The organism is Microbacterium sp. 05T445, from assembly GCF_056395865.1.
In genome coordinates, this window is record NZ_JBFTKJ010000001.1 from 161298 (window position 1) to 183446 (window position 22149).

Genomic DNA, 22149 nt, shown 5'->3' on the forward strand with positions numbered 1-22149 from the left:
ACGACCGGCCGACCGCCCCGCCTCGCGACCGATCGCCACGAGTGCGCCGGGCGGCACGGCGCCTGCCGTCATCAGGCCGGCTGCTCGATCCGCGGGAACAGCGGCGCCAGGCCGTTGACCGAAGTGCCGGGGCGCAGCACGCCCCATGCGCCCGCCTCGCGGATCGGCTGGTCCTGCAGCCGGCCGAGCGACTCGGCCGCGCCCAGCGCGATCCACAGCTTCTCGGTGGATGCCGGCATCACCGGCGACAGCAGCACCGCCAGGGCACGAAGTCCCTCGGCCGCGGTGTACAGCACCGTGCCCAGGCGCTCGCGCTGGGCGTCGTCCTTGGCCAGAGCCCACGGCTCGTTCTCGGTGATGTACAGGTTCAGCGCGTCCACGATCGTCCAGATCGACGAGATCGCCTCGTCGATGCGGAACCGGTCCATGGCGGCGTCGGCCGCGGCGGCGGCATCCGCCACCGTCTTCTGGATGCGCAGGTCGCCCTCGGTGTAGGTGCTCGCGGGCGGCACGATGCCCTCGAAGTAGCGCTCGATCATCGCCGTCGTGCGCGAGGCGAGGTTGCCGAAGCCGTTGGCGAGCTCGGCCTGGTAGCGGGCCGAGAGGTCCTCCCACGAGAACGAGCCGTCGTGGCCGAACGGGATCGCCGACAGGAAGTAGAAGCGATACGCGTCAGAGCCGAACACGTCGGTGATCTCGGTCGGGGCGATGCCGGTGAGCTTGGACTTCGACATCTTCTCGCCGCCGACCAGCAGCCAGCCGTGCGCGTAGACGCCGCGCGGCACCTCGACGCCGGCCGCCATCAGCATGGCCGGCCAGATGACCGCGTGGAAGCGGAGGATGTCCTTGCCGACCACGTGGTACGCGGGCCAGCGGCGCGCGAACTCCTCGGGGTCGGAGCCGTAGCCGACCGCCGTCGCGTAGTTGAGCAGCGCGTCGATCCACACGTAGATGACGTGGGACTCGTCCCACGGCACCTTGATGCCCCAGTCGAACGTCGAGCGCGACACCGAGAGGTCCTTCAGGCCCTGCTTCACGAACGAGACGACCTCGTTGCGTGCGGTCTCGGGCTGGATGAAGTCGGTCTTGTAGAGCTCGAGCAGGCGGTCCTGGAACTCGCTGAGCTTGAAGAAGTAGTTCTTCTCCTGCAGCAGCTCCAGCGGCTTGGAGTGGATGGCGCAGACCTTCAGGCCCTCGAACGGACCCGTGCCGTCGACGATCTCGGCCTCGGGCTTGAACTCCTCGCAGCCGACGCAGTACAGCGCCTCGTACTCGCCCGCGTAGATGTAGCCGCGGTCGTACAGCGCCTGGAAGAACGTCTGCACGTTGCGCTCGTGGCGCTCCTGCGTGGTGCGGATGAAGTCGTCGTTGGCGACGTCGAGCGTCTTCAGCAGCGGGAACCACGACTCGCCGACGAGCTTGTCGACCCACTGCTGCGGGGTCACGCCGTTGGCGCTGGCCGCGCGCAGCATCTTCTGGCCGTGCTCGTCGGTGCCGGTCAGCATCCAGGTGTCGTCGCCCGCCTGGCGGTGCCAGCGGGCGAGCGTGTCCACCGCCACGGTCGTGTAGCCGTGGCCGATGTGGGGCACGTCGCTCGGATAGTAGATCGGCGTCGTGATGTAGAAACTCTGGCGGCCGGAAGTCACCAGGAGAGTCTAGTTCGCGCGGATGCCGCACCCGGCGCTGTGACCGGAAGGCCGCTGCGGAGGGGCTCCGAAGCGGGTGTTCGTCATATGACGCCGCGGCGGTCAGCCCCGGACGGCGAGCGCGGCCTGATACAGCTCACGACTGGAGTGGCCGGTGAGGCCCGAGACCTCGGCCGCGGCATCCTTCAGTCGCATGCCGTCGCGCACGAGCTCGAGCACCTGCGTGACGGCGTCGGGGAACGCGACGCCGCGCGCCGGCGCACCCGCCACCACGATGACGAGCTCTCCGCGCACGCCGGCCTCTGCCCATGCCGCGAGTTCGGAGAGCGTGCCGCGGGCGACCTCCTCGTGCAGCTTGGTGAGCTCCCGGCACACCGCGGCGCTGCGGTCGTCGCCGAAGGCGGCGGCCATGTCGGCGAGCGTCGAGGCCACCCGCGAGGGCGCCTCGAAGAAGACCATCGTGCGCGGCTCGGACGCGAGCGCGCGGAACGCGGTCGCCCGCTCCCCCGCCTTGCGGGGCACGAAGCCCTCGAACGTGAACCGGTCCGTCGGCATCCCCGACACCGCGAGCGCCGTCACCACCGCGCTCGGCCCAGGGATGGCGGTGACCTCGACCCCCGCGGCGGCCGCCGCGGCGACCAGCCCGTAACCGGGGTCGCTCACCGTCGGCATGCCGGCGTCGCTGAGCACCAGCACGTCCTGGTCGCGGGCGAGCTCGACGAGCTCGGGCGCGCGCTCCTTCTCGTTGTGATCGTGCAGGGCGATCAGGCGCGGCCGGTTGGCGACCGCGAGGGCTGCCAGCAGCCGCTGCGTCGTGCGGGTGTCCTCGGCGGCGATCACCGTCGCCGCCTCGAGCGCTTCGACGAGTCGGCGGGACGCGTCCCCGAGGTTTCCGATCGGGGTCGCCGCGAGGATGATCACGCCCTCAGCCTAGACTCGACGGCGTGACGGATGCCCCGCGCCTCGAGGCCGACCAGCCCGCCGCGCCGCTCCTCCCGCCGGCACGACCGAGCCTTTACGACCGCTTCTCACGTCGTGTGAACGAGGACGCGCGCGCCCGCCGGCTGTACGCCTGGCTGGGCCCGGCGATCGTGCTGATCATCGCGGCGGCGCTGCGGCTGTGGAACCTGGCCGCCGCGCACGACCTGATGAACCAGTTCGACGAGACGTACTACGTCAAGGACGCCTGGACGCTACTGCACCTCGGCTACGAGGGGTCGTGGCCCTCCGGCGCGAACGAGAGCTTCCTGTCGGGCGACGTGAACGTCTTCACCGACAACCCGGCGTTCGTCGTCCACCCGCCGCTGGGCAAATGGATCATCGCGCTGGGCATGATGGTGCTCGGCCCCGAATCGGGCTGGGGCTGGCGCATCACGACGGCGCTGCTGGGCATCGCGTCCGTACTGGTGCTGATGCTGATCGCGAAGCGCCTCACCCGCTCCACGACGTTCGCGGTCGTGGCGGGCCTGCTCATGGCCGTCGACGGCCTCGCCATCTCGATGAGCCGCGTCGCGCTGCTGGACACGTCGCTCACCTTCTTCGTGCTGCTCGCGTTCCTGTTCGTGATCCGCGACCATGAGCGCACCATGACGCGGATCGCCGAGACCGTCGCGGCGCGGTACGACGGCGACGAGCCGCCGTCCTGGGGGCCTGTGCTGTGGAACCGGCCCTGGATCATCGCCGCCGGCGCCGCGCTCGGCGCAGCCAGTGCGGTCAAGTGGTCGGGCGCGTGGGTGCTCGCCGGGCTCGGCATCTACCTCGTCGTCACCGACGCCCTCGCGCGGCGCCGTGCCGGCGTGCTGTTCTGGCCGACGGATGCCGTGCGCCAGGGCCTGGCGACCTTCGTCCTGTTCGTCCCGGTTGCTCTGGGCGTCTACCTCGCCTCGTGGACCGGCTGGCTGGTCACCGACGGCGGCTACGACCGCCACTCGGGCAGCAACCCGCTGGAGAGCCTGTGGCTCTACCACGTGGCCATGTACAAGTCGGCGGCGGGCATCACGTCGGTGCACACGTACGAGAGCCCCGCGTGGCAGTGGCCGCTGCTGCTGCGTCCGACGGGGGTCTACTACCACCAGGACGCGTTCGGCGTGAACGGGTGCGAGGCGGCGAACGGGTGCTCGCAGGTCATCTCCACCATGCCGAACCCGCTCGTCTGGTACGCGGGCGCGGCCGCCGTGCTCTATCTCGCGTACCGGTTCGTGGTGGCGCGCGATTGGCGCTACGCCCTCATCCTCACCGGTGTCGCCGTCACGTACGTGCCGTGGCTGTTCTTCCCCGAGCGGACGATCTTCCAGTTCTACACGGTGCTGATCCTGCCGTTCATGCTGCTCGCGCTCACCTTCGCGCTGAAGGACGTCGCCGGGCCACCGGGGGCGGACACCTACCGCCGGCTCACCGGTCAGCGCCTGGTCCTCGTCTTCCTGGGCGTCGCGTTGGCGCTCTCGGCGTTCTGGTACCCGATCATCTCGGCGATGTCGGTGCCGTACGACTTCTGGCACCTGCACATGTGGATGCCCGGCTGGATCTGATCCGCGGCGTCAGGCGCCCAGCAGGGCGGCATCGGTGACCGGCAGCCGGCAGGCGAAGTCGCGGCAGTCGTATGCCGTCGGCATCCCGCCCCGCAGACCCTTGTCGGCGAACAGCCCGAATCCCGCGCCCGCCCACGCCGCCGCCTGCGAAGGCGAGAGCACGGCGACGACGTCGGCACGGATGCCGCGGGCTGCCGCCGCGACGGATGCCGCCGGATCGGGGGTCACCACCACGACCTGCCGCGGCGCGACCGCGAGCGTCGCGGCCACGCGCAGCAGCGCGCCGTACGCGAGCGGCTGCGCGAGCGCGGCGGCCGCGTGGGCCGCGACCAGGCGTTCGGCCTGCACACGGTAGGAGTCGCCGGCGCCCAGCAGCCAGAGGGCGACCGCCGCCTCGGCGATCGACGCGGTGCCGGAGGGCTCGTCGGCGTCGGAGGCGGCATCCGGCGCGCCGATCCCCTGGTGCGAGAGCACCGGGTCTCCACCGCCGGGGACGGCCGCACCGTCGGCGCCCAGGCACGCGTCGACGAGGTCGCGGGCACGCACGGCATAGGCGACCTCGCCGGTGGCGACGGCCAGTGCGGTCAGGCCCGCCGCGAGCTGGCCGTGGTCGGCGAGGGTCGCCGTCGCCCGGGAGGGGATCTCGTCCAGTGACGCTCTGACGAGGAGTCCCTCGGGGGTGACGTTGGTCTCCAGCACGGCGTCGGCGGCCCACCGCGCGGCCTCGATCCAGCGGGGTTCGCCGGAGCGCACGCCGGTGCGGGCGAGGGCGCCGATCGCGAGGCCGTTCCACCCGCTCACGACCTTGCCGTCGACGGCGGGCGCCTCCAGCCCGGCGCGGGAGGCGGCATCCCGTGCGTAATAGCCGCCCTCGCTGCGCGCGCCGTCGATCCACGACTCCGAGTCCTGCGCGGCGCCGAACCCGCCGCCGGGCTGCTGCAGCACGTCGATGAGGAAGCCGGCGATGCCGCGCTCGATCGCCGGATCGACGGCGAGCGCGTCCGCCGCCACGTCGAGCAGCTGCGCGTTGTCGGTCAGCATCCGCTCGTAGTGCGGCACCGTCCAGTCGGTGCGGGTGGCGTAGCGGAAGAAGCCGCCCTCGACGGGGTCGCGCAGCTCGGACGCGGCCATGGCTGCCAAGGCGCGGTCGGCGACGGCGGATGCCGCGGCCGCGCGGTCCCGCACGACCGGCGCCTGGAGGAAGCGCAGCGCCGTCGCGACCGGGAACTTCGGCGCGTTCGATCCCGGGTCGCCGAAGCCGCCGTGGAGCGGGTCCTCGCGCTCCGCCAGGGCCTGGGCGGCCCCGACCAGCTCATCCGCCGTCGGCGTCCCGGCATCGGCGGGGGGCGCCGATGCGCGCACCTGCGCGAGCGCGTCGGCGACGGCATCCGCCGTCGCGTCGATCTCGTCCCGCCGCTCGGTCCAGGCCTCGTGGACGGCGGCGAGCACCTGCCGGAACGCCGGCACGCCCGCCCGCGGCTGCGGCGGGAAGTACGTGCCGGCGTAGAACGGCCGCCCCTGCGGTGTCGCGAACACCGTGAGCGGCCAGCCGAGGCTCGGCGTGAACGCGGACGCCGCCGCCATGTAGGCCGCGTCCACCTCGGGGTGCTCCTCGCGGTCGACCTTGATCGACACGAAGTCGCCGTTCAGCTCCTCCGCGGTCACCGCGTCGTCGAAGGACTCCCGTGCCATCACGTGGCACCAGTGGCACGTCGAGTATCCGATCGACACCATCACCGGCACATCGCGCCGGCGTGCCTCGGCGAAGGCCTCCTCGCCCCACGGGAACCACGCGACCGGATTGCCCGCATGGGCTCTCAGGTACGGGCTCGTGGCTTCCGCGAGGCGAGGGTTCACGGCATCCGCCTCGTCAGTTGACCTCGTCGGGGTGCGAGCTGACGCGACCCGAGCCGTCGCCCGGATCCATCGCGTCGATCGCGGCGATCTCGTCGGCGGTCAGCTCGAAGTCGAACACGTCGAGGTTCTCGACCAGACGCTCGCGACGCACCGACTTCGGGAAGACGATGAAGCCCTTCTGCAGGTGCCAGCGCAGCACCGCCTGCGCGGGGGTCTTGCCGTGCGCCGCGGCCGCGGCGGCGACCGGCGCCGCCTCGAACAGGTCGTACTTGCCCTGTCCGAGCGGGCCCCACGACTCGATGCGCACGTCGTGCGCGGCGGCCCAGTCGGTGATCTCGCGCTGCTGGTACGCCGGGTGCAGCTCGATCTGGTTCACCGCCGGGACGACGCCCGTCGCCGCGACGATCTTCTCGAGGTGCGGCACCAGGTGGTTCGAGACGCCGATGCTGCGGGTCAGGCCTGCCGCCCGCAGCTCGATGAGCTTCTCCCACGCGTGCAGGTAGTTGTCGTGAGCCGGCGTCGGCCAGTGCACGAGGTACAGGTCGAGCTGCTCGATGCCGAGCTTGGCGAGGCTCTCGGCGATCGCGGCATCCGGCTCGTCGCCGTCGTGACGGTCGTTCCAGAGCTTGGTGGTGACGAAGAGCTCGTCACGAGGGATGCCGCTGCCGGCGATCGCCGCCCCCACGCCCTCTTCGTTGCCGTAGATCGCGGCCGTGTCGATGTGGCGGTAGCCGACCTCGAGGGCCTCGGTCACGGCCCGCTCGGTGTCTGCCGGCGGAACGCGGAACACGCCGTAGCCGAGCTGGGGGATCTGATGGCCGTCGTTGAGGGACACGGTGGGGACTGTCATGCCTTCCAGCCTAAGAGCCGGACGGCCCCGGCGGTCCCCGACGGGAGGTTCTGCCGCCGCTGCCGCCCGCGCCCCCCGCGGCGGGATACGATCGAAGGCTATGTCCGCGCCCGAACCCGTCATCTCGTATCCGCCGGAGCTTCCGGTCAGCGCCGCGCGCGACGAGATCGCGCGCGCCATCCGCGACCACCAGGTCGTCATCGTCGCCGGCGCCACCGGCTCGGGCAAGACCACGCAGCTGCCGAAGATCGCGCTCGAGCTCGGCCGCACGCGCATCGCCCACACCCAGCCGCGCCGGATCGCCGCCCGCACGATCGCCGAGCGCGTCGCCGAGGAGCTGCGCGTGCCGCTGGGCACCACCGTCGGCTACAAGGTGCGCTTCACCGACAAGGTGTCGGAGGACACCCGCATCGCGCTGCTGACGGACGGCATCCTCCTCAACGAGATCCACCGCGACCGGCTGCTGCGCCGCTACGACATGATCATCGTCGACGAGGCGCACGAGCGCTCGCTCAACGTGGACTTCCTGCTGGGGTACCTCCGCCGCATCCTGCCCAAGCGCCCCGACCTCAAGGTCGTCATCACGAGCGCGACGATCGACCCGGAGAGCTTCGCGAAGCACTTCGCCGAGCCCGACGGCACGCCGGCGCCCATCATCGAGGTGTCGGGACGCACGTATCCCGTCGAGATCCGGTATCGCCCGCCGACGCGTCCCGCGAAGGGCGAGGAGGACTCCGACGACGTCGACGGCATCACCGCCGCCCTGCGCGAGCTCGACCGGGAGTCCGCCGGCGACGTGCTGGTCTTCCTCCCCGGCGAGGCCGAGATCCGCGACGCGGCGGATGCCGTGCGAGGCATGTACGCCAAGGATGCCGCTCCCACCGAGGTGCTCCCCCTCTACGGACGCCTCTCGGCCGCCGAGCAGCACCGGGTGTTCGAGCCCTCCCACGTGGCCGGCGTCCGCCGCCGCGTGATCCTCGCGACCAACGTCGCCGAGACGAGCCTCACCGTGCCGGGGATCCGGTACGTCGTCGACACCGGCACAGCGCGCATCTCGCGCTACAGCAACCGCAGCAAGGTGCAGCGGCTGCCCATCGAGGCGGTGTCGCAGGCGTCCGCGCAGCAGCGCTCCGGCCGCGCCGGGCGCACCAGCGACGGCATCGCGATCCGGCTGTACTCCGAGGAGGACTTCGACACCCGGCCGGAGTTCACCGAGCCCGAGATCCTGCGCACCAGCCTGGCCTCGGTCATCCTGCAGATGCTCTCGCTCGGATTCGGCGACATCTCGTCGTTCCCGTTCCTGACACCGCCGGACTCCCGAGGCGTCAAGGCCGCGCTGGACCTCCTCGTGGAGCTCGGAGCCGTGCGCGTGGGCCGCGAGCATCCGACCCTCACCGACCTCGGTCGCGAGATCTCGCGCCTGCCGATCGACCCGCGGTTCGCCCGCATGCTCGTCGAGGCGCGCCGTACCGGCGTGCTGCGCGACGTGCTCGCGATCGTCGCGGGGCTGTCGATCCAGGACGTGCGCGAGCGACCCGAGGACCGCCGCGAGGAGGCCGATCGGTTCCACGCCCGCTTCACCGACCCGTCCAGCGACTTCCTCAGCCTCCTGAACCTCTGGAACCACCTCCAGGAGAAGCAGGCCGAGCTCGGCTCGAGCGCGTTCCGGCGCCTGTGCCGCGCCGAGCACCTGAACTACGTGCGCGTCCGCGAATGGGCCGACGTGCACCGCCAGCTCAGCGCGCTCGTGAACGCGCCCCGCAAGGCGGCGCCGGACACGGCCGACCCCGACGAGATCCACAAGGCGATCCTGTCCGGCCTGCTGTCGCACCTCGGGATCCTCGACGAGCGCACCACGACCGCCGCGACCCGCGGGCGCGACAGCGGGCGCGGCGATCGTGCCGACCAGCGACGGGGCGCGGAGTACCTCGGCTCACGGGGCACGCGCTTCGCGATCTTCCCCGGCTCGGGCCTGAAGAAGAAGCGGCCGAGCGCCGTGATGGCCGCCGAGGTCGTCGAGACCAGCCGCCTGTTCGCCCGCACCGTCGCCGCGATCGACCCCGCCTGGGCGGAGCCGCTGGCAGGCGACCTCGCCAAGCGGTCGCTGAGCGAACCGCACTGGTCCAAGGCGTCGGGAGCGGCATCCGCCTACGAGAAGGTGACGCTCTTCGGCCTCGAGATCGTCCCGAAGCGGCGCGTGCAGCTCGCCCGGTTCGACCGGCCGTTCGCGCGCGAGCTGTTCGTGCGGCACGCCCTGGTCGAGGGCGAGTGGGACTCGTCGCACCTCGACAAGAAGCTCACGGCGTTCGAGCGGCGCAACCTCGAGCTGCGCCGCCGCCTGGAGAAGATCGAGGAGCGCGAGCGCCGCCGCGACATCCTCGTCGGCGACGAGGCCGTGTACCGCTTCTACGACGCGCGCATCCCCCGTGACGTGTTCGACGCGCGCTCCTTCGAGGCCTGGTGGAAGGATGCCTCCTCCCGCACGCCGCGCCTGCTCGACATGACCGAGGCCGACCTCGTCGACGAGGCCTCGCGCGGCGACGAGCGCGACTTCCCGGCCCGCTGGACGCAGGGCGACCAGGTGCTCTCGCTCGCCTACCGGTTCGAGCCCGGCGCCGCCGACGACGGCGTGACCGCCGTCGTGCCGCTGGCGCTGCTGGCCCAGCTGCGCCCGGACGGGTTCGACTGGCAGGTGCCCGGCATGCGCGACGAGCTCATCACGGCGCTGCTGCGGTCGCTGCCCAAGGCGATCCGCCGTCACGTCGTCCCCGCGGCCGACTGGGCGGCGACCTTCGCCGCCGACCTCGCAGGGCAGGGTCCGGAAGCCCACGCGGGCCTTCCTCCCGTCGCGCTGCGCGACGCGCTCGCGGCACGCATCCAGCGGGTGGCGAGCCAGCCCGTCACCGCCGCCGACTTCGAGATGGACCGGGTGCCCGGGCACCTGCAGATCTCGTTCCGCGCCGTCGACGAGCGCGGCCGTGCGGTCGGCTCCGACCGCGACCTGGGCGCACTGCAGGCGCGGCTGGCCGACCGGGCCCGGGCATCCGTCTCCCGCTCGCTCACGGCGCCCGCCACGGGTCGTCCGCCGCGACCGGGAAGCGGTCCGGCGCCGAGCGTCGCGACTCCCGCGACGGCCGCGCACGCGACCTTCGCGGAGCGCACCGGCCTCACCGAGTGGACCTTCGGCGACCTTCCCGACGTCGTCGACACGAAGGTCGCGGGCGGCGTCGTGCGCGGCTACCCGGCGATCGTCGACGAGGGCGCGTCGGTCGCGCTGCGCATAGAGACCACGCCCGAGGCTGCCGCCCGCGCGACGAAGGCGGGCGTGCGGCGCCTCGTGCTGCTGACGGTGGCCTCGCCCACCGCCTACGTGCTCGAGCACCTCACCTCGGCCGAGAAGCTCGCGCTGGCGGCATCCCCCTATCCGTCCGCGAAGGCCCTGATCGAGGACGCCCGCGTGGCGGTGGCGGATGCCGTCATCGCCCGCACCGCCCCCGACGCGGTGGTGCGCACGCGCGCCGGCTTCGAGGCCGTGCGGGACGCGTTGTCGGTCACGATCGTCGACGAGCTGTTCCAGACGGTGTCGCTGACCGCCCGCATCCTCACCGCCGCGCGCGAGGTGGAACGCGCGATGCGCGACGCGAACTCGCTGACCCTGCTGGGTGCGCTCAACGACGTCAAGGGGCAGCTGGCGGGTCTGGTGTTCTCCGGATTCGTGTCGAGGACCGGCACCGAGCGCCTGGCGCAGTTCCCCCGGTACCTGCGCGGCGCGCTCGAGCGCGTGCGGGCGCTGGCCGACAACCCCGGCCGCGACCGGCAGCGGATGACCGAGTTCGAACGCGCCGCCGCGGTGTTCGCCGACGCCGGCGGCGTGATCCCGCCCGCCGATGACGCCCCGCTCGCCCTGGTGCGGACCCGGTGGCTGCTCGAGGAGTACCGTGTGAGCCTGTTCGCGCAGTCGCTCGGCACGGCGGAGCCGGTGTCGCTGCAGCGGATCCAGAAGTCCCTGCGGGACTAGCCCTCGACGACAGGAGTCGCCCCGACATGACCACCGCGATCGCGTACACCGAGTTCGGCGGGCCCGAGGTCCTGCACGAGATCCCCGTGCCCGATCCGGTGGCCGGGCCCGGCCAGCTCGCGGTCCGTGTCACGGCGGCAGGCGTCAACCCGATCGATGGCAAGCTGCGCTCCGGCCTGCGCGCCTCGGCGGAGATCGTCGAGCCGCGACGCGTGGGCAACGACGGCGCCGGTGTCGTGACCGCGGTCGGCGAGGGCGTCGACGGGTTCCGCGTGGGCGACCCGGTGGTCTTCGGCGGCGCGCACGGCGCCTACGCGACCGAGGTCGCCATCGCCGCGGCGCACGTGTTCCCGCGGCCGCCGCAGGTGAGCGCCGCCGAGGGCGCGGCGCTCGGCATCCCGGCGGGCACCGCGTACCAGACGCTCCGCTCGCTCGCCGTCGGCGCCGACGACACCGTGCTGGTGCACGCCGGATCGGGCGCCGTCGGTCAGGCGCTCATCCAGTTCGCGGTGCTGTGGGGCGCGACAGTGGTCGCCACCGCGTCCGAGGGCCGGTTCGACCGCGTCCGCGAGCTCGGCGCCGTCCCCGTCGCGTACGGCGAGGGCCTCGCCGACCGCGTGCGCGCGGCCGCCCCCAACGGGGTCACCGTCGCCATCGACGCGGCCGGCACCGACGAGGCGCTGCACACCTCGCTCGACCTGGTCGCCGACCACGGGCGGATCGCGACGCTGGTGCGCGGGCGGGATGCCGCGGGCCTCGGCATCCGCGCGTTCTCGGGCGGCTCCCCTGAACCGCTCACCGCGCAGCAGCAGGCGTGGCGCACCGAGGCGATCCCGGTGACGCTCGCACTCATGGCCGCCGGACGCTTCTCGGTCGAGCTCGGGCCGTCGTTCGCCCTCGCCCACGCCGCCGATGCGCATCGCGCGATGGATGCGGGCACCGCCGGCAAGATCACGCTCGTGCCGTGAGAGTCTCGGTCACACGGTGGCGGTGACCTCGGCGGGCGCCGCCCCGGTCGCGATGGGACGCCCCGGCGTGTTCGACCACTGGCTCCACGAGCCGGGGTAGATCCGCAGCTCGAGTCCCGCGAGCTCCGCGGCGAACACCGCCTGCGCCGCCGTCACACCGGAGCCGCAGTAGGCCGCGGCGGTCACGCCGTCGGCGACGCCGGCCGAGGCGAACAGCGCGCGCAGGGAAGCGGCATCCCGGAACCGCTCGCCTTCCATGTAGGCGCCGGTCGGGAGGTTCACAGCGCCGGGGATGTGCCCGGCGATCGGATCGATCGGCTCGACCTCGCCGCGGTAGCGTTCGGCGGCGCGCACGTCGATGAGCACCCCGGCCGCCGGGAGCGCAGCCGCCTCGTCGATCGAGAGCACCGGCTCGGCGATCGGCGAGAGCGACACCGACCCGGGCGCGGGCGCGACCGGTCCCGCCTCCAGCGGCAGCCCCGCGGAGCGCCAGGCGACAAGCCCGCCGTCGAGGATGCGCACGTCGGCGACGCCCGACCGCGTCAGCAGCCACCAGGCGCGGGACGCCCCCAGCGAGCGGTCGTCGTCGTAGACCACGACGGTGTCGCCGTCGTCGATGCCCCATCGCCGCGCGGCGGCCTGCAGGGCGTCGAGAGGCGGGAGCGGATGCCGTCCCTCGTCGGGGCGGCCGTGCTGCGAGAGCTCGGTCTCCATGTCGACGTACACCGCGCCGGGGACGTGCCCCTCGAGGTGCTCGGCACTGCCGTCGGGACGGTCCAGCCGGTAGCGGACGTCGAGCACGCGCACGGTGCCGGAGCGGAGGAGTCCGTGAAGTTCTGCGGGGGTGATCAGCTGCGCCACCCGACCATTCTCACCCGCCCGCGCGGTACCGCCGCGCGGGCGGGGTGAGGGTCGGCAGCGCAACAGTTCGACACACGACACCCCGCCGCCGGCGCGGCGGATCGACAATGTCTGCATGGCCGACCAGACGCATCCCGCCGCCCCTCGCTCGTTCGCGACGGCGCAGGTGCAGGCGGGATTCGACCCCGGGCTCGCCGAGAACACCGCCGTGCCCGCCATCCACCAGTCCAACGGCTTCGAGTTCCGCTCGCTGAGCGACGCCCGGGAGCTCTTCGCGCTGCGCAAGGACGGCAACATCTACAGCCGCGCCGCGAACCCCACGGTGCTGGTGTTCGAGAAGCGCGTCGCCGAGCTCGAGGGCGGCATCGGCGCGGCCGGCGTCGCGTCCGGCCAGGCCGCCGTCGCGGTCGCGCTCCTCGCCCTCGCCAAGCAGGGCGAGCACATCGTCGCGGCACGCCAGCTCTACGGCGGCACCGTCGACCTGCTGCAGGACACGTTCGCCGACTGGGGCATCGAGGTCACGTTCGTCGACCAGGACGACCTCGACGCGTGGCGGGCCGCCGTGCGTCCGACGACCCGCGCCCTGTTCGCCGAGTCGATCTCGAACCCGATCGCCCAGGTGCTGGACCTCGGCGCCGTGGCGGCGGTCGCCCGCGAAGCCGGCGTACCGCTGGTGATCGACAACACCGTCGCGACGCCCTACCTGCAGCGCGCGAAGGAGTTCGGCGCCGACATCGTGGTGCATTCGGCCACCAAGTTCCTGGGCGGCCACGGCACGTCGCTGGGCGGCGTCGTCGTCGACCTCGGCACGTTCGACTTCACGGCCGAGCCCGAGCGGTGGCCGCAGCTGACCAAGACCTACCCACGCGTGCCGGACGGCAGCCTCGTCGAGCGCTTCGGCGAGACGGGTTCGCCCTACATCGCCCTCGTCAAGACGAAGTACGTGCACGACCTCGGCCCGTCGCTGTCGGCGTTCAATGCCTTCCAGCTGCTGCAGGGCCTGGAGACCCTCGACCTGCGGATGCAGCGGCACACCGCGAGCGCCCTCACCGTCGCGCAGTTCCTCGACGCCCACCCCGCGGTCGCTCGCGTGCACCACCCGGGTCTGCAGTCCAGCCCGTGGAACGCCGCGGCGCGGACCTACCTGCCGCACGGGACGAGCTCGGTGTTCGCGTTCGACCTGCCGGCCACCGGCGACGCCGAGTCCGACTTCCGCCTGGTGGAGGAGGTCATCTCGCGTCTGCAGGTGATCCGCCTGGTCGCCAACATCGGGGATGCCCGCAGCCTCGTCGCCCACCCGGCGTCGATGACGCACAGCCACATGTCGCCGACGCAGCTCGCCGAGGCGCACATCTCCCCGACGACGGTGCGCCTGTCGATCGGCCTCGAAGACCCTCGCGACATCGTCGACGACCTCGCGCGCGCCCTGGACGGCATCGCCGCCGACGCGGCCCGCCCGCAGCTCGCCGACAGCGCCGCGCAGTAGGCGCCGAAGGCCCCGGGACCGCTAGCCTCGGAGCCATGAGCTCCCCTTCCTCGTCGCCCCGCTGGGGCATCCTCGGCCCCGGCGGCATCGCGCGCGCCTTCACCAGCGACCTGCGCACCGCGGGGCTGGGCGTCGCGGCGGTCGGATCGCGCAGCCTCGACACGGCGCGGGCGTTCGCCGCCGACTTCGGCATCCCCCACGCGCACGGCTCATACGAGGATCTGGTCGCCGACCCCGACGTCGACATCGTCTACATCGCCACCCCGCACCCGATGCACGCCGCCAACGCGCTGCTGGCGCTGGAAGCGGGCAAGCACGTGCTGGTCGAGAAGCCGTTTACCCTCAACGCGGCAGAGGCCGCCGCGGTGCGCGACCTCGCCGCCGAGCGCGGGCTGCTCGCGATGGAGGCGATGTGGACCCGCTACCTCCCGCACATGGTGCGCATCCGCGAGATCATCGCCTCCGGAGCCCTCGGTGAGGTCCGCGCCGTCACGGCCGACCACACCCAGCTGCTCTCGAGCGACCCCGCCCACCGCCTGAATGCGCTCGAGCTCGGCGGCGGCGCCCTGCTCGACCTCGGCATCTACCCGGTGTCGTTCGCGTGGGACATCCTCGGCGAGCCGCTGTCGATCGCCGCCTCGGCGCGGCTGGGCGACACCGGCGCCGACACCGAGGTCGCCACGATCATGGCGCACGCGTCCGGGGCGCTGTCCACCACGCTGTCGGCATCCCGCGCCGCCGGCCCCAACACGGCGTCGGTGATCGGCACCGAGGCCCGCATCGACATCGACAAGGTCTGGTACTCGCCGACGACGTTCCGCGTGGTCGGTCCCGACGGCGGGGTGCGCGAGGAGTACCGCTCCGAGGTCGCCGGGCGCGGCATGCAGTACCAGGCGCTCGCCGCCGAGCGGTACCTGGCGGAGGGCCGCACCGACTCCGACGTGCTGCCGATCGACGAGACCGTCGCGATCATGGCGACGCTCGACGAGATCCGCGCCCTGGTGGGCGTGCGCTACCCCGGGGAGGACTGACATGGCCGATCTGCAGAACGCCCGCGTGGCGGTGTACCTCGACTTCGACAACATCGTGATGTCCTGGTACGACCGCGTGCACGGCAAGAACTCGTACGCGCGCGACCGTCAGAAGATCGCGGCGGATGCCTCGGACCCCGAGATCGCCGAGCGTCTGACGGCCGCGACGATCGACGTCGGCGCGATCATCGACTACGCGACGTCGTTCGGCACGCTCGTGCTGACGCGGGCGTACGCGGACTGGTCGGCGCCGGTGAACGCCGAGTACCGCTCGCAGCTGGTCGCCCGCGCCGTAGACCTGGTGCAGCTGTTCCCCGCCGCCGCCTACGCGAAGAACGGCGCCGACATCCGCCTGGCCGTCGACGCCGTCGAGGACATGTTCCGCCTGCCCGACCTCACCCACGTGGTCATCGTCGCCGGCGACTCGGACTACGTTCCGCTCGCCCAGCGGTGCAAGCGCCTGGGCCGGTTCGTGGTGGGCGTAGGCGTGGCAGGGTCGACCGCGAAGTCGCTCGCCGCCGCGTGCGACCAGTTCGACTCGTACGATGCGCTGCCCGGTGTCGCGGCTCCCCCGGAGGGGAAGAAGGATGCCGCGCCCCAGCGCCGCCGCGCGAAGAAGGCCGCCGCCGACCCGGCGGGATCGCTGCTGGAGCGGGCGCTGCGGCTGGAGAGCGACAAGGACGATGTGGAGTGGCAGCACGCCTCGGCGGTGAAGAGCCTCATCAAACGGCTCGACCCGTCCTTCAGCGAGAAGGCGCTGGGCCACAAGAGCTTCTCGGAGTTCGTGAAGGCCCACCCGGACGTCGCCGAGGTCGACGAATCGGGCAACATCGTGCTCATCCGTCTGGCGACGGACCGCCGCTGACCCCGACGTCACGGGTCGATTCCATCCGGACCTGGGAAAACCGCGGTCCGCTACAGTGTGACCTGTGGCACGCCGTAACGCCCCGCCGGGCTCGCAGACCTCGCTGCGCGAGGCGAACCGCGCGCGCGTCGTCGAGTCGCTCAAGCGCCACGGCCGTCTCACCCAGATCGAGCTCGCCGGCAGCACCGGGCTGTCGCCGGCGACCGTCTCGAACATCGTCAAAGAGCTGACCGCATCGGGCCTGCTGCACACCTCGTTCACCACGAGCAGCGGCCGTCGCGCGACGCTGGTGTCGCTGGCGCGGCGCCTTGGCCTCGTGGCGGGCGTCCACTACAGCTCGCGGCACCTGCACATCGCGATCGCCGACACCGCGCGCACGATCGTCACGCAGTCCTCGCTGCCGCTGCCCCTCGACCACCGCCACGACTCCGAGCTCGACCGTCTGGCGCTGCTCCTGGGCGACATGATGGAGTCCCTCGGCGGGACGCTGACCGACCTCCTCTCGGTCGGGCTGGCGCTGCCGGCGCCGATCGACCCGCGCACCGGCATGGTGTCCACCCCGGGCCTGCTCCGCGGGTGGGAGGGCGTCGACGTCGCCGAGAGCCTGGCCGCGCGCATCGGCCGCCCGGTCTACGTCGACAGCGAGGCGAACCTCGGCGGGCTCGCCGAGGCGCGCGAGGGCAACGGCCGCTCCGCCGCGTCGTCGGTCTTCATCCGCGTGGGCCACACGATCAGCGCCGGCCTCGTGGTCGGCGGCGACCTGTTCCGGGGCGTCAACGGCAAGGCCGGGCAGATCGGCCATGTCACCCTCGACGAGAACGGCCCCATCTGCCGCTGCAGCAACCGCGGCTGCCTGGAGACCTACGCGGGAGGGCCCGCGCTGCTGTCGCTGTTCCCCCCGAGCGAGGGCATGCACCGCCTCGGCGATCTGCTGCAGGCGGCGGAGGCCGGCGACGGCGCCGCGCGGCGCGTGATCGCCGACGCCGGACGGCACATCGGCATCGCCGCGGCGAGCCTCTGCAACCTCTTCGACCCCGAGCTCATCGTCGTGGGCGGCGAACTGGGCCAGGCGGGCGAGATCCTGATGGCCCCGATGCGGCACTCGCTCGAGCGCACGGCGCTGCCCTCCGCGGACGGCCTCCCCGAGATCGTGGGCGCCTCGTTCGGCGAATGGGCCGAGACGCGCGGGGCGATCGCGATCGCGCTGGATCACGTCACGGTCGACGCGCAGCTTCCCGCGGCGGCGTCGCTACCGATCACCGCGTAGGCTCATCCGATGTCCCGCACGCGACCCGATCACCCGGGACGGCGCCCGGCACCGCGCCGCGCCGCCGCGGTCGCCGGCATCGTCGTCCTCGCGAGCACCCTGCTGGCCGCCTGCACCGGTGCGCCCTCGCAGGGCGGCACCCCCACCGACGACACGATCGCGCTGCTGCTGCCCGATGCCAAGACCGCGCGGTACGAGACGTTCGACCGGCCGATGTTCGAGGCGCGGGTCTCCGAGCTCGGCGACTACAAGGTGCTGTACGCCAACGCCGACCAGGATGCCGCCAAACAGCAGCAGCAGGCGGAGTCCGCGCTGACCGCCGGCGCCGGGGTGCTCGTGCTCGACCCGGTCGACGCGAACGCCGCCGTCAGCATCGTGACCTCGGCCAACGCCAAGGGGGTGCCGGTGATCTCGTATGACCGGCTGATCGCGGGGGGCGACCTGGCCTACTACATCTCGTTCGACAACGAGAAGGTCGGCGTGCTGCAGGCGACCGCCTTCGTCGAGGGTGTGCGCGCGCAGGACGACGGCGGCGGCATCCTGATGGTCAACGGGTCCCCCACCGACAGCAACGCCGCCCTGTTCAAGGAGGGCGCGCACTCGGTGATCGACGAGAGCGGCCTGCGCGTGCTCGCCGAGTACGACACCCCGGGGTGGAACCCCGAGAAGGCGCAGGAGTGGGTCTCTGGCCAGATCGCGCAGCACGGCGGCGCGATCGCCGGCGTCTACGCGGCCAACGACGCGACGGCGGGCGGCGCGATCGCGGCGCTGCGGGTGGCGAACGTCGATCCGCTCCCGATCGTGACGGGTCAGGATGCCGAGCTCTCGGCGATCCAGCGGATCCTCACCGGCGATCAGTACATGACCGTGTACAAGGCGATCAAGCCCCAGGCCGAGCTGGCGGCCGAGGTCGCGGTCAAACTGCTGCACGGGGAGAGGATCACGGCGCCCCTGGAGATCCAGGGCACGCCCGCCACCCTGCTGGACCCCGTGGCGGTGACGATCGACCGCATCATGGACACCGTGGTCGCCGACGGATTCTGGACCGTCGACGACATCTGCACTCCCGCCTACGCCGATGCCTGCGAAGCCGCCGGCATCGGGTAGGGTCCTGACTCTGACAGGGATCCGCAGGGAAGCGGCGATGGGGACGGGGCGAGGATGTCGATGACGCACCCGCGGACGGGACGACCGCGCGAACGCGTCCTGACGATGCGCGGCATCGGCAAGCGGTTCGGCGCGGTCAAGGCGCTCACCGACGTCGACTTCTGGGTCAACGAGGGCGAGGTCGTGGCACTCGTCGGCGACAACGGCGCCGGCAAGTCGACGCTCGTCAAATGCCTCGCAGGCGTCCATCCGCCCGACAGCGGCACGATCGAGTTCGACGGCGAGCCGGTCGGCATCGACTCCCCCGCCGACGCCCAGGAGCTCGGGATCGAGACGATCTTCCAGGACCTCGCGCTGTGCGACAACCTCGACGTGGTCGCGAACCTGTGGCTCGGGCGTGAGCTGCGCGACGGCGCCACGCTGGACGAGGTCGACATGGAGCAGCGCACCTGGACGCTGCTGCGCGAGCTGTCGGCGAAGATCCCGTCGGTGCGCGTCCCGGTCGCCTCGCTCTCCGGCGGGCAGCGGCAGACCGTCGCCATCGCGCGCTCGCTCATCGGCGAGCCGCGCGTCGTGATCCTCGACGAGCCGACGGCCGCGCTCGGCGTCGCCCAGACCGCCGAGGTGCTGAACCTCATCGAGCGCCTCCGCGAGCGCGGCCACGGGGTCATCCTCATCAGCCACAACATGGCCGACGTCATGGCGGTGGCCGATCGCGTGGTCGTGCTGCGCCTGGGCCGCAACAACGGCGTGTACAACGTCGCCGACGTCACCAGCGAGACCCTCATCGCCGCGATCACCGGTGCCGTCGACCACTCCGCCCTGCGGCGGACGCCCGCCGCCGACCCGCGCGCGATCGATGCCGCAGCGGCCCCGCACGACGCGTCCGACGTCGAGGCGACCGAGACGGCCGGCGGGACGGTGATCCGGATGCCGCGCGCCGGCACGCGGCGCACCCCCCGTCCCCGAGGGGACGGCGGCCGATGAGCGCACGCGGCGACGAGCGCCTCGCCGAGCCTTCGACCGAGGAGCGCCTGCTGAGCGGCAGCGGCATCCGTCACGCGATCGAGGGCTTCGTCACCCGGATCCGCGGCGGCGACCTCGGCGCGGTCCCGGTCGTACTGGGGATCGTGGTGATCTGGACGGTGTTCCAGCTGCTCAACCCGGTGTTCCTCTCCGCCGAGAACCTCGTGAACCTCACGATGCAGTGCGCCGCGATCGGGACGATCGCGCTCGGCGTGGTGCTGGTGCTGCTGGTGGGCGAGATCGATCTCTCGGTCGGGTCGGTCTCGGGCCTGGCGGCTGCCGTGCTCGCGGTGTCGTTCGTGCAGCTGCAGTGGAACCTGGTGATCGCCGTCGTCGCCGCGATCGCCGTGGGGTGCCTGGTGGGCCTGCTCTACGGGTATCTGTTCACCCGGTTCGGCCTGCCGAGCTTCGTGATCACGCTGGCCGGTCTTCTCGGCTTCCTGGGTCTCCAGCTGTGGGTGCTGGGCGAGACCGGGTCGATCGCGATCCCGTTCGACTCGTGGATCGTGCAGTTCGCGCAGCAGATGTTCCTGCCGGTGTGGGCGTCCTACGTCGTCGCGGTCCTCGCGGTGGCCGCGTTCGCGTGGTCGCGCGTGCGGCGTGCCAGACGACGCGCCGCGGCGAACCTGGTGAGCCAGAGCTACGCCGAGATCGCGGTGCGCGCCGGTATGCTCCTGGCGTTCCTGCTCTTGGCCACCTGGTACCTGAACCAGTACCGCGGCATCGGCGTGATGTTCCTGTTCTTCCTCGCGCTGGTCGTCGCGGTGGACTTCGCGCTCACGCGCACCCGCTGGGGCCGCGCGGTGTACGCGGTCGGCGGCTCGGTCGAGGCGGCGCGGCGGGCCGGCATCCGCGTGGACCGCATCTACCTGTCGGTGTTCGCGCTGTGCTCGACGCTCGCCGCGGTGGGCGGCATCCTCGCGGCCGCCCGCCTGGCCTCTGCGAACCAGAGCTCGGGCACGGGCGATGTGAACCTGAATGCGATCGCCGCCGCCGTGATCGGCGGCACGAGCCTGTTCGGCGGGCGCGGATCGGCGTTCTCCGCGCTCATCGGCATCGTCGTGATCCAGTCGATCTCGTCGGGCCTGACGCTGCTCAACCTCGACTCCTCGGTGCAGTTCATGGTCACCGGCATCGTGCTCGTGCTCGCCGTGATCGTGGATTCGCTGTCTCGCCGGACCCGCGCAGCGACGGGTCGCGCCTAGCTCCGACGCCCGGGACTGCCTTCACTTGACGAACGGTCCTCGCGGACCCCCGCGACGACCGTGACGACGGGCCGGGCACAATGCCCGCATCCTACGCGTTTTAGACGCATTATGCGCAGCCAGCGCGCCGTCGCGCATGCCGGTGGCGGCATCTACGACGAACTTCTCAGCGCGTTGCCAAAGCGTTACGTTCAAGACTTGACGCCAAGAATCGTTCCTGGTCATGATCGCTTCAACGCGATGTGTTCCAGGAACGGTCCTGGGTCTCGCTCCGTTCAATGACGAAAGGCGAACGATGAAGAAGTCTTCACTCCTCGCCGTGGCGGCCCTCACGGGTGCTGCCGCGGTGATGCTTGCCGGCTGTGCCGGCGGAAGCAACAACGGAGGCAGCACCGAGGCCGGCGGCGACGCCGCCAACCGCGCGTGCGTGATCCTCCCCGACGCCGCGTCGTCGCCGCGCTGGGAGAACTTCGACCGCAAGTACCTCCAGGAGGGCCTTGAGGCCGCAGGATTCACGGCCGACATCCAGAACGCCCAGGGTGACACCAACAAGTACTCGACGCTGGCGGACCAGCAGCTCACCAAGGGCTGCGGCGTCATGCTGCTCGTCGACTACCAGGGCGCGGCCGAGGCCGTCGCGAAGAAGGCCAAGGACCAGGGCATCCCGGTCATCGCCTACGATCGTCCCTTCACCGGCGCCGACTACTACGTGTCGTTCGACAACACCGAGGTCGGTCGCCTCGAGGGCCAGACGGTCCTCGACGGTCTCCAGGCCGCCGGCAAGGACCCGGCGTCTGCGGTCGTCGTGTACATGGGCGGCGACCCGACCGACGGCAACGCGGCGATGTTCCACGACGGCGCCGTCGAGGTGATGGAGGCTGCCGGCATCAAGGCGGCCGCCGAGCCTCCCGGGGTGTGGGACCAGGCCAAGTCGCAGACCAACTTCGAGCAGGCGCTCACCTCGCTCGGCGGCAAGGTCGACGGCGTGTGGGTCGCGAACGACACGAACGCTGCCGGCGTCATCAAGGTCCTGCAGGACAACAACCTGACCGGCGTGGCCGTGTCGGGTCAGGACGCGAACGTCGCGGGCCTGCAGAACATCCTGCTCGGCTGGCAGACCGCCACGGTCTACAAGCCGGTCAAGGACGAGGCGACCGCCGCGGTCGCGACGGCCGTCGCCCTGCTGCAGGGCAAGGACGTCAAGGCGCAGGCCAAGCTCGACGACGGCACCCCGTACGTCCAGGTGACGCCGCAGCTGGTCGGCCCCGACAAGGTCAAGGAGGTCGTCGCCGCCGGTGACGCCGCTTACGACGACGTCTGCACGCCCGAGGTGCTCGCCGCGTGCGAGCAGTACGGCGTGACCAAGTAACGTCCGTCCACGCCACGGGGGCGTCGCGTCCGACCAGACGCGGCGCCCCCGTGGTGCCCTGAACC

The 22149-nt window shown here is 72.1% G+C and carries 16 protein-coding genes; 11 read left to right on the forward strand and 5 right to left on the reverse strand.

Annotation, left to right across the window (positions count from 1 at the left end):
• Window positions 1–71: 71 nt before the first annotated feature.
• The gene (gene metG, locus AC1DDU_RS00790; RefSeq protein ID WP_477430726.1) at window positions 72–1646 is read right to left on the reverse strand and encodes a methionine--tRNA ligase; all 1575 of its coding nucleotides are present in this window, start codon (window positions 1644–1646) and stop codon (window positions 72–74) included.
• 102 nt (window positions 1647–1748) lie between these two features.
• Window positions 1749–2567, reverse strand: coding sequence for a 16S rRNA (cytidine(1402)-2'-O)-methyltransferase (gene rsmI / locus AC1DDU_RS00795; RefSeq protein WP_477430727.1), 819 nt, complete (start codon window positions 2565–2567; stop codon window positions 1749–1751).
• A 23-nt stretch (window positions 2568–2590) separates the two neighbouring features.
• On the opposite strand from rsmI, the gene AC1DDU_RS00800 reads away from it, so the two are divergent.
• Window positions 2591–4174 (forward strand): dolichyl-phosphate-mannose--protein mannosyltransferase, encoded by a 1584-nt coding sequence (locus tag AC1DDU_RS00800; RefSeq protein ID WP_477430728.1) that lies wholly within the window; start codon window positions 2591–2593, stop codon window positions 4172–4174.
• Between the two features lie 9 nt (window positions 4175–4183).
• Here the strand turns inward: AC1DDU_RS00800 and AC1DDU_RS00805 are convergent, their stop codons facing one another.
• The gene (locus tag AC1DDU_RS00805) at window positions 4184–6031 is read right to left on the reverse strand and encodes a thioredoxin domain-containing protein (RefSeq protein WP_477430729.1); all 1848 of its coding nucleotides are present in this window, start codon (window positions 6029–6031) and stop codon (window positions 4184–4186) included.
• A gap of 13 nt (window positions 6032–6044) precedes the next feature.
• Entirely contained in the window at window positions 6045–6881 is an 837-nt protein-coding gene (locus AC1DDU_RS00810) for an aldo/keto reductase (RefSeq protein ID WP_477430730.1), read from the reverse strand.
• A gap of 100 nt (window positions 6882–6981) precedes the next feature.
• Between AC1DDU_RS00810 and hrpA the strand changes: the two genes are divergently transcribed.
• Together hrpA and AC1DDU_RS00820 are read left to right on the forward strand one after the other, a co-directional pair.
• Window positions 6982–10899 carry an ATP-dependent RNA helicase HrpA gene (hrpA, locus tag AC1DDU_RS00815; RefSeq protein ID WP_477430731.1) on the forward strand — a complete coding sequence of 1306 codons (3918 nt, stop codon included), beginning with the start codon at window positions 6982–6984 and terminating at the stop codon, window positions 10897–10899.
• A gap of 26 nt (window positions 10900–10925) precedes the next feature.
• Entirely contained in the window at window positions 10926–11867 is a 942-nt protein-coding gene (locus tag AC1DDU_RS00820) for a quinone oxidoreductase family protein (protein WP_477430732.1), read from the forward strand.
• A 9-nt stretch (window positions 11868–11876) separates the two neighbouring features.
• Here AC1DDU_RS00820 and AC1DDU_RS00825 read toward each other — a convergent pair whose 3' ends face one another.
• Window positions 11877–12728: a sulfurtransferase gene (locus AC1DDU_RS00825; RefSeq protein ID WP_477430733.1), complete on the reverse strand. Its 852-nt coding sequence runs from the start codon at window positions 12726–12728 to the stop codon at window positions 11877–11879.
• Window positions 12729–12843: 115 nt separating this feature from the next.
• Here AC1DDU_RS00825 and AC1DDU_RS00830 point away from each other — a divergent pair, with 115 nt between their 5' ends.
• From AC1DDU_RS00830 to AC1DDU_RS00865, 8 genes are all read left to right on the forward strand, one after another.
• Entirely contained in the window at window positions 12844–14214 is a 1371-nt protein-coding gene (locus AC1DDU_RS00830; protein ID WP_477430734.1) for an O-acetylhomoserine aminocarboxypropyltransferase/cysteine synthase family protein, read from the forward strand.
• A gap of 35 nt (window positions 14215–14249) precedes the next feature.
• Window positions 14250–15245 (forward strand): Gfo/Idh/MocA family protein, encoded by a 996-nt coding sequence (locus AC1DDU_RS00835; RefSeq protein WP_477430735.1) that lies wholly within the window; start codon window positions 14250–14252, stop codon window positions 15243–15245.
• Window position 15246: 1 nt separating this feature from the next.
• On the forward strand, window positions 15247–16110 hold the full coding sequence (locus AC1DDU_RS00840; RefSeq protein ID WP_477430736.1) for an NYN domain-containing protein: 864 nt from the start codon (window positions 15247–15249) through the stop codon (window positions 16108–16110).
• Between the two features lie 64 nt (window positions 16111–16174).
• Window positions 16175–17377, forward strand: a complete 1203-nt coding sequence (locus AC1DDU_RS00845; RefSeq protein WP_477430737.1) for an ROK family transcriptional regulator — start codon at window positions 16175–16177, stop codon at window positions 17375–17377.
• 9 nt (window positions 17378–17386) lie between these two features.
• Window positions 17387–18484, forward strand: coding sequence for a sugar ABC transporter substrate-binding protein (locus tag AC1DDU_RS00850; RefSeq protein WP_477430738.1), 1098 nt, complete (start codon window positions 17387–17389; stop codon window positions 18482–18484).
• 54 nt (window positions 18485–18538) lie between these two features.
• A complete protein-coding gene (locus AC1DDU_RS00855) occupies window positions 18539–19471 on the forward strand; it encodes an ATP-binding cassette domain-containing protein (RefSeq protein ID WP_477430739.1) in 933 nt (310 codons plus the stop codon).
• Window positions 19468–20715, forward strand: a complete 1248-nt coding sequence (locus AC1DDU_RS00860) for a sugar ABC transporter permease (RefSeq protein ID WP_477430740.1) — start codon at window positions 19468–19470, stop codon at window positions 20713–20715. The genes AC1DDU_RS00855 and AC1DDU_RS00860 overlap by 4 nt, the downstream gene beginning before the upstream one ends.
• Before the next feature lie 295 nt (window positions 20716–21010).
• Window positions 21011–22084 carry a substrate-binding domain-containing protein gene (locus AC1DDU_RS00865; RefSeq protein WP_477430741.1) on the forward strand — a complete coding sequence of 358 codons (1074 nt, stop codon included), beginning with the start codon at window positions 21011–21013 and terminating at the stop codon, window positions 22082–22084.
• Window positions 22085–22149: the final 65 nt, after the last annotated feature.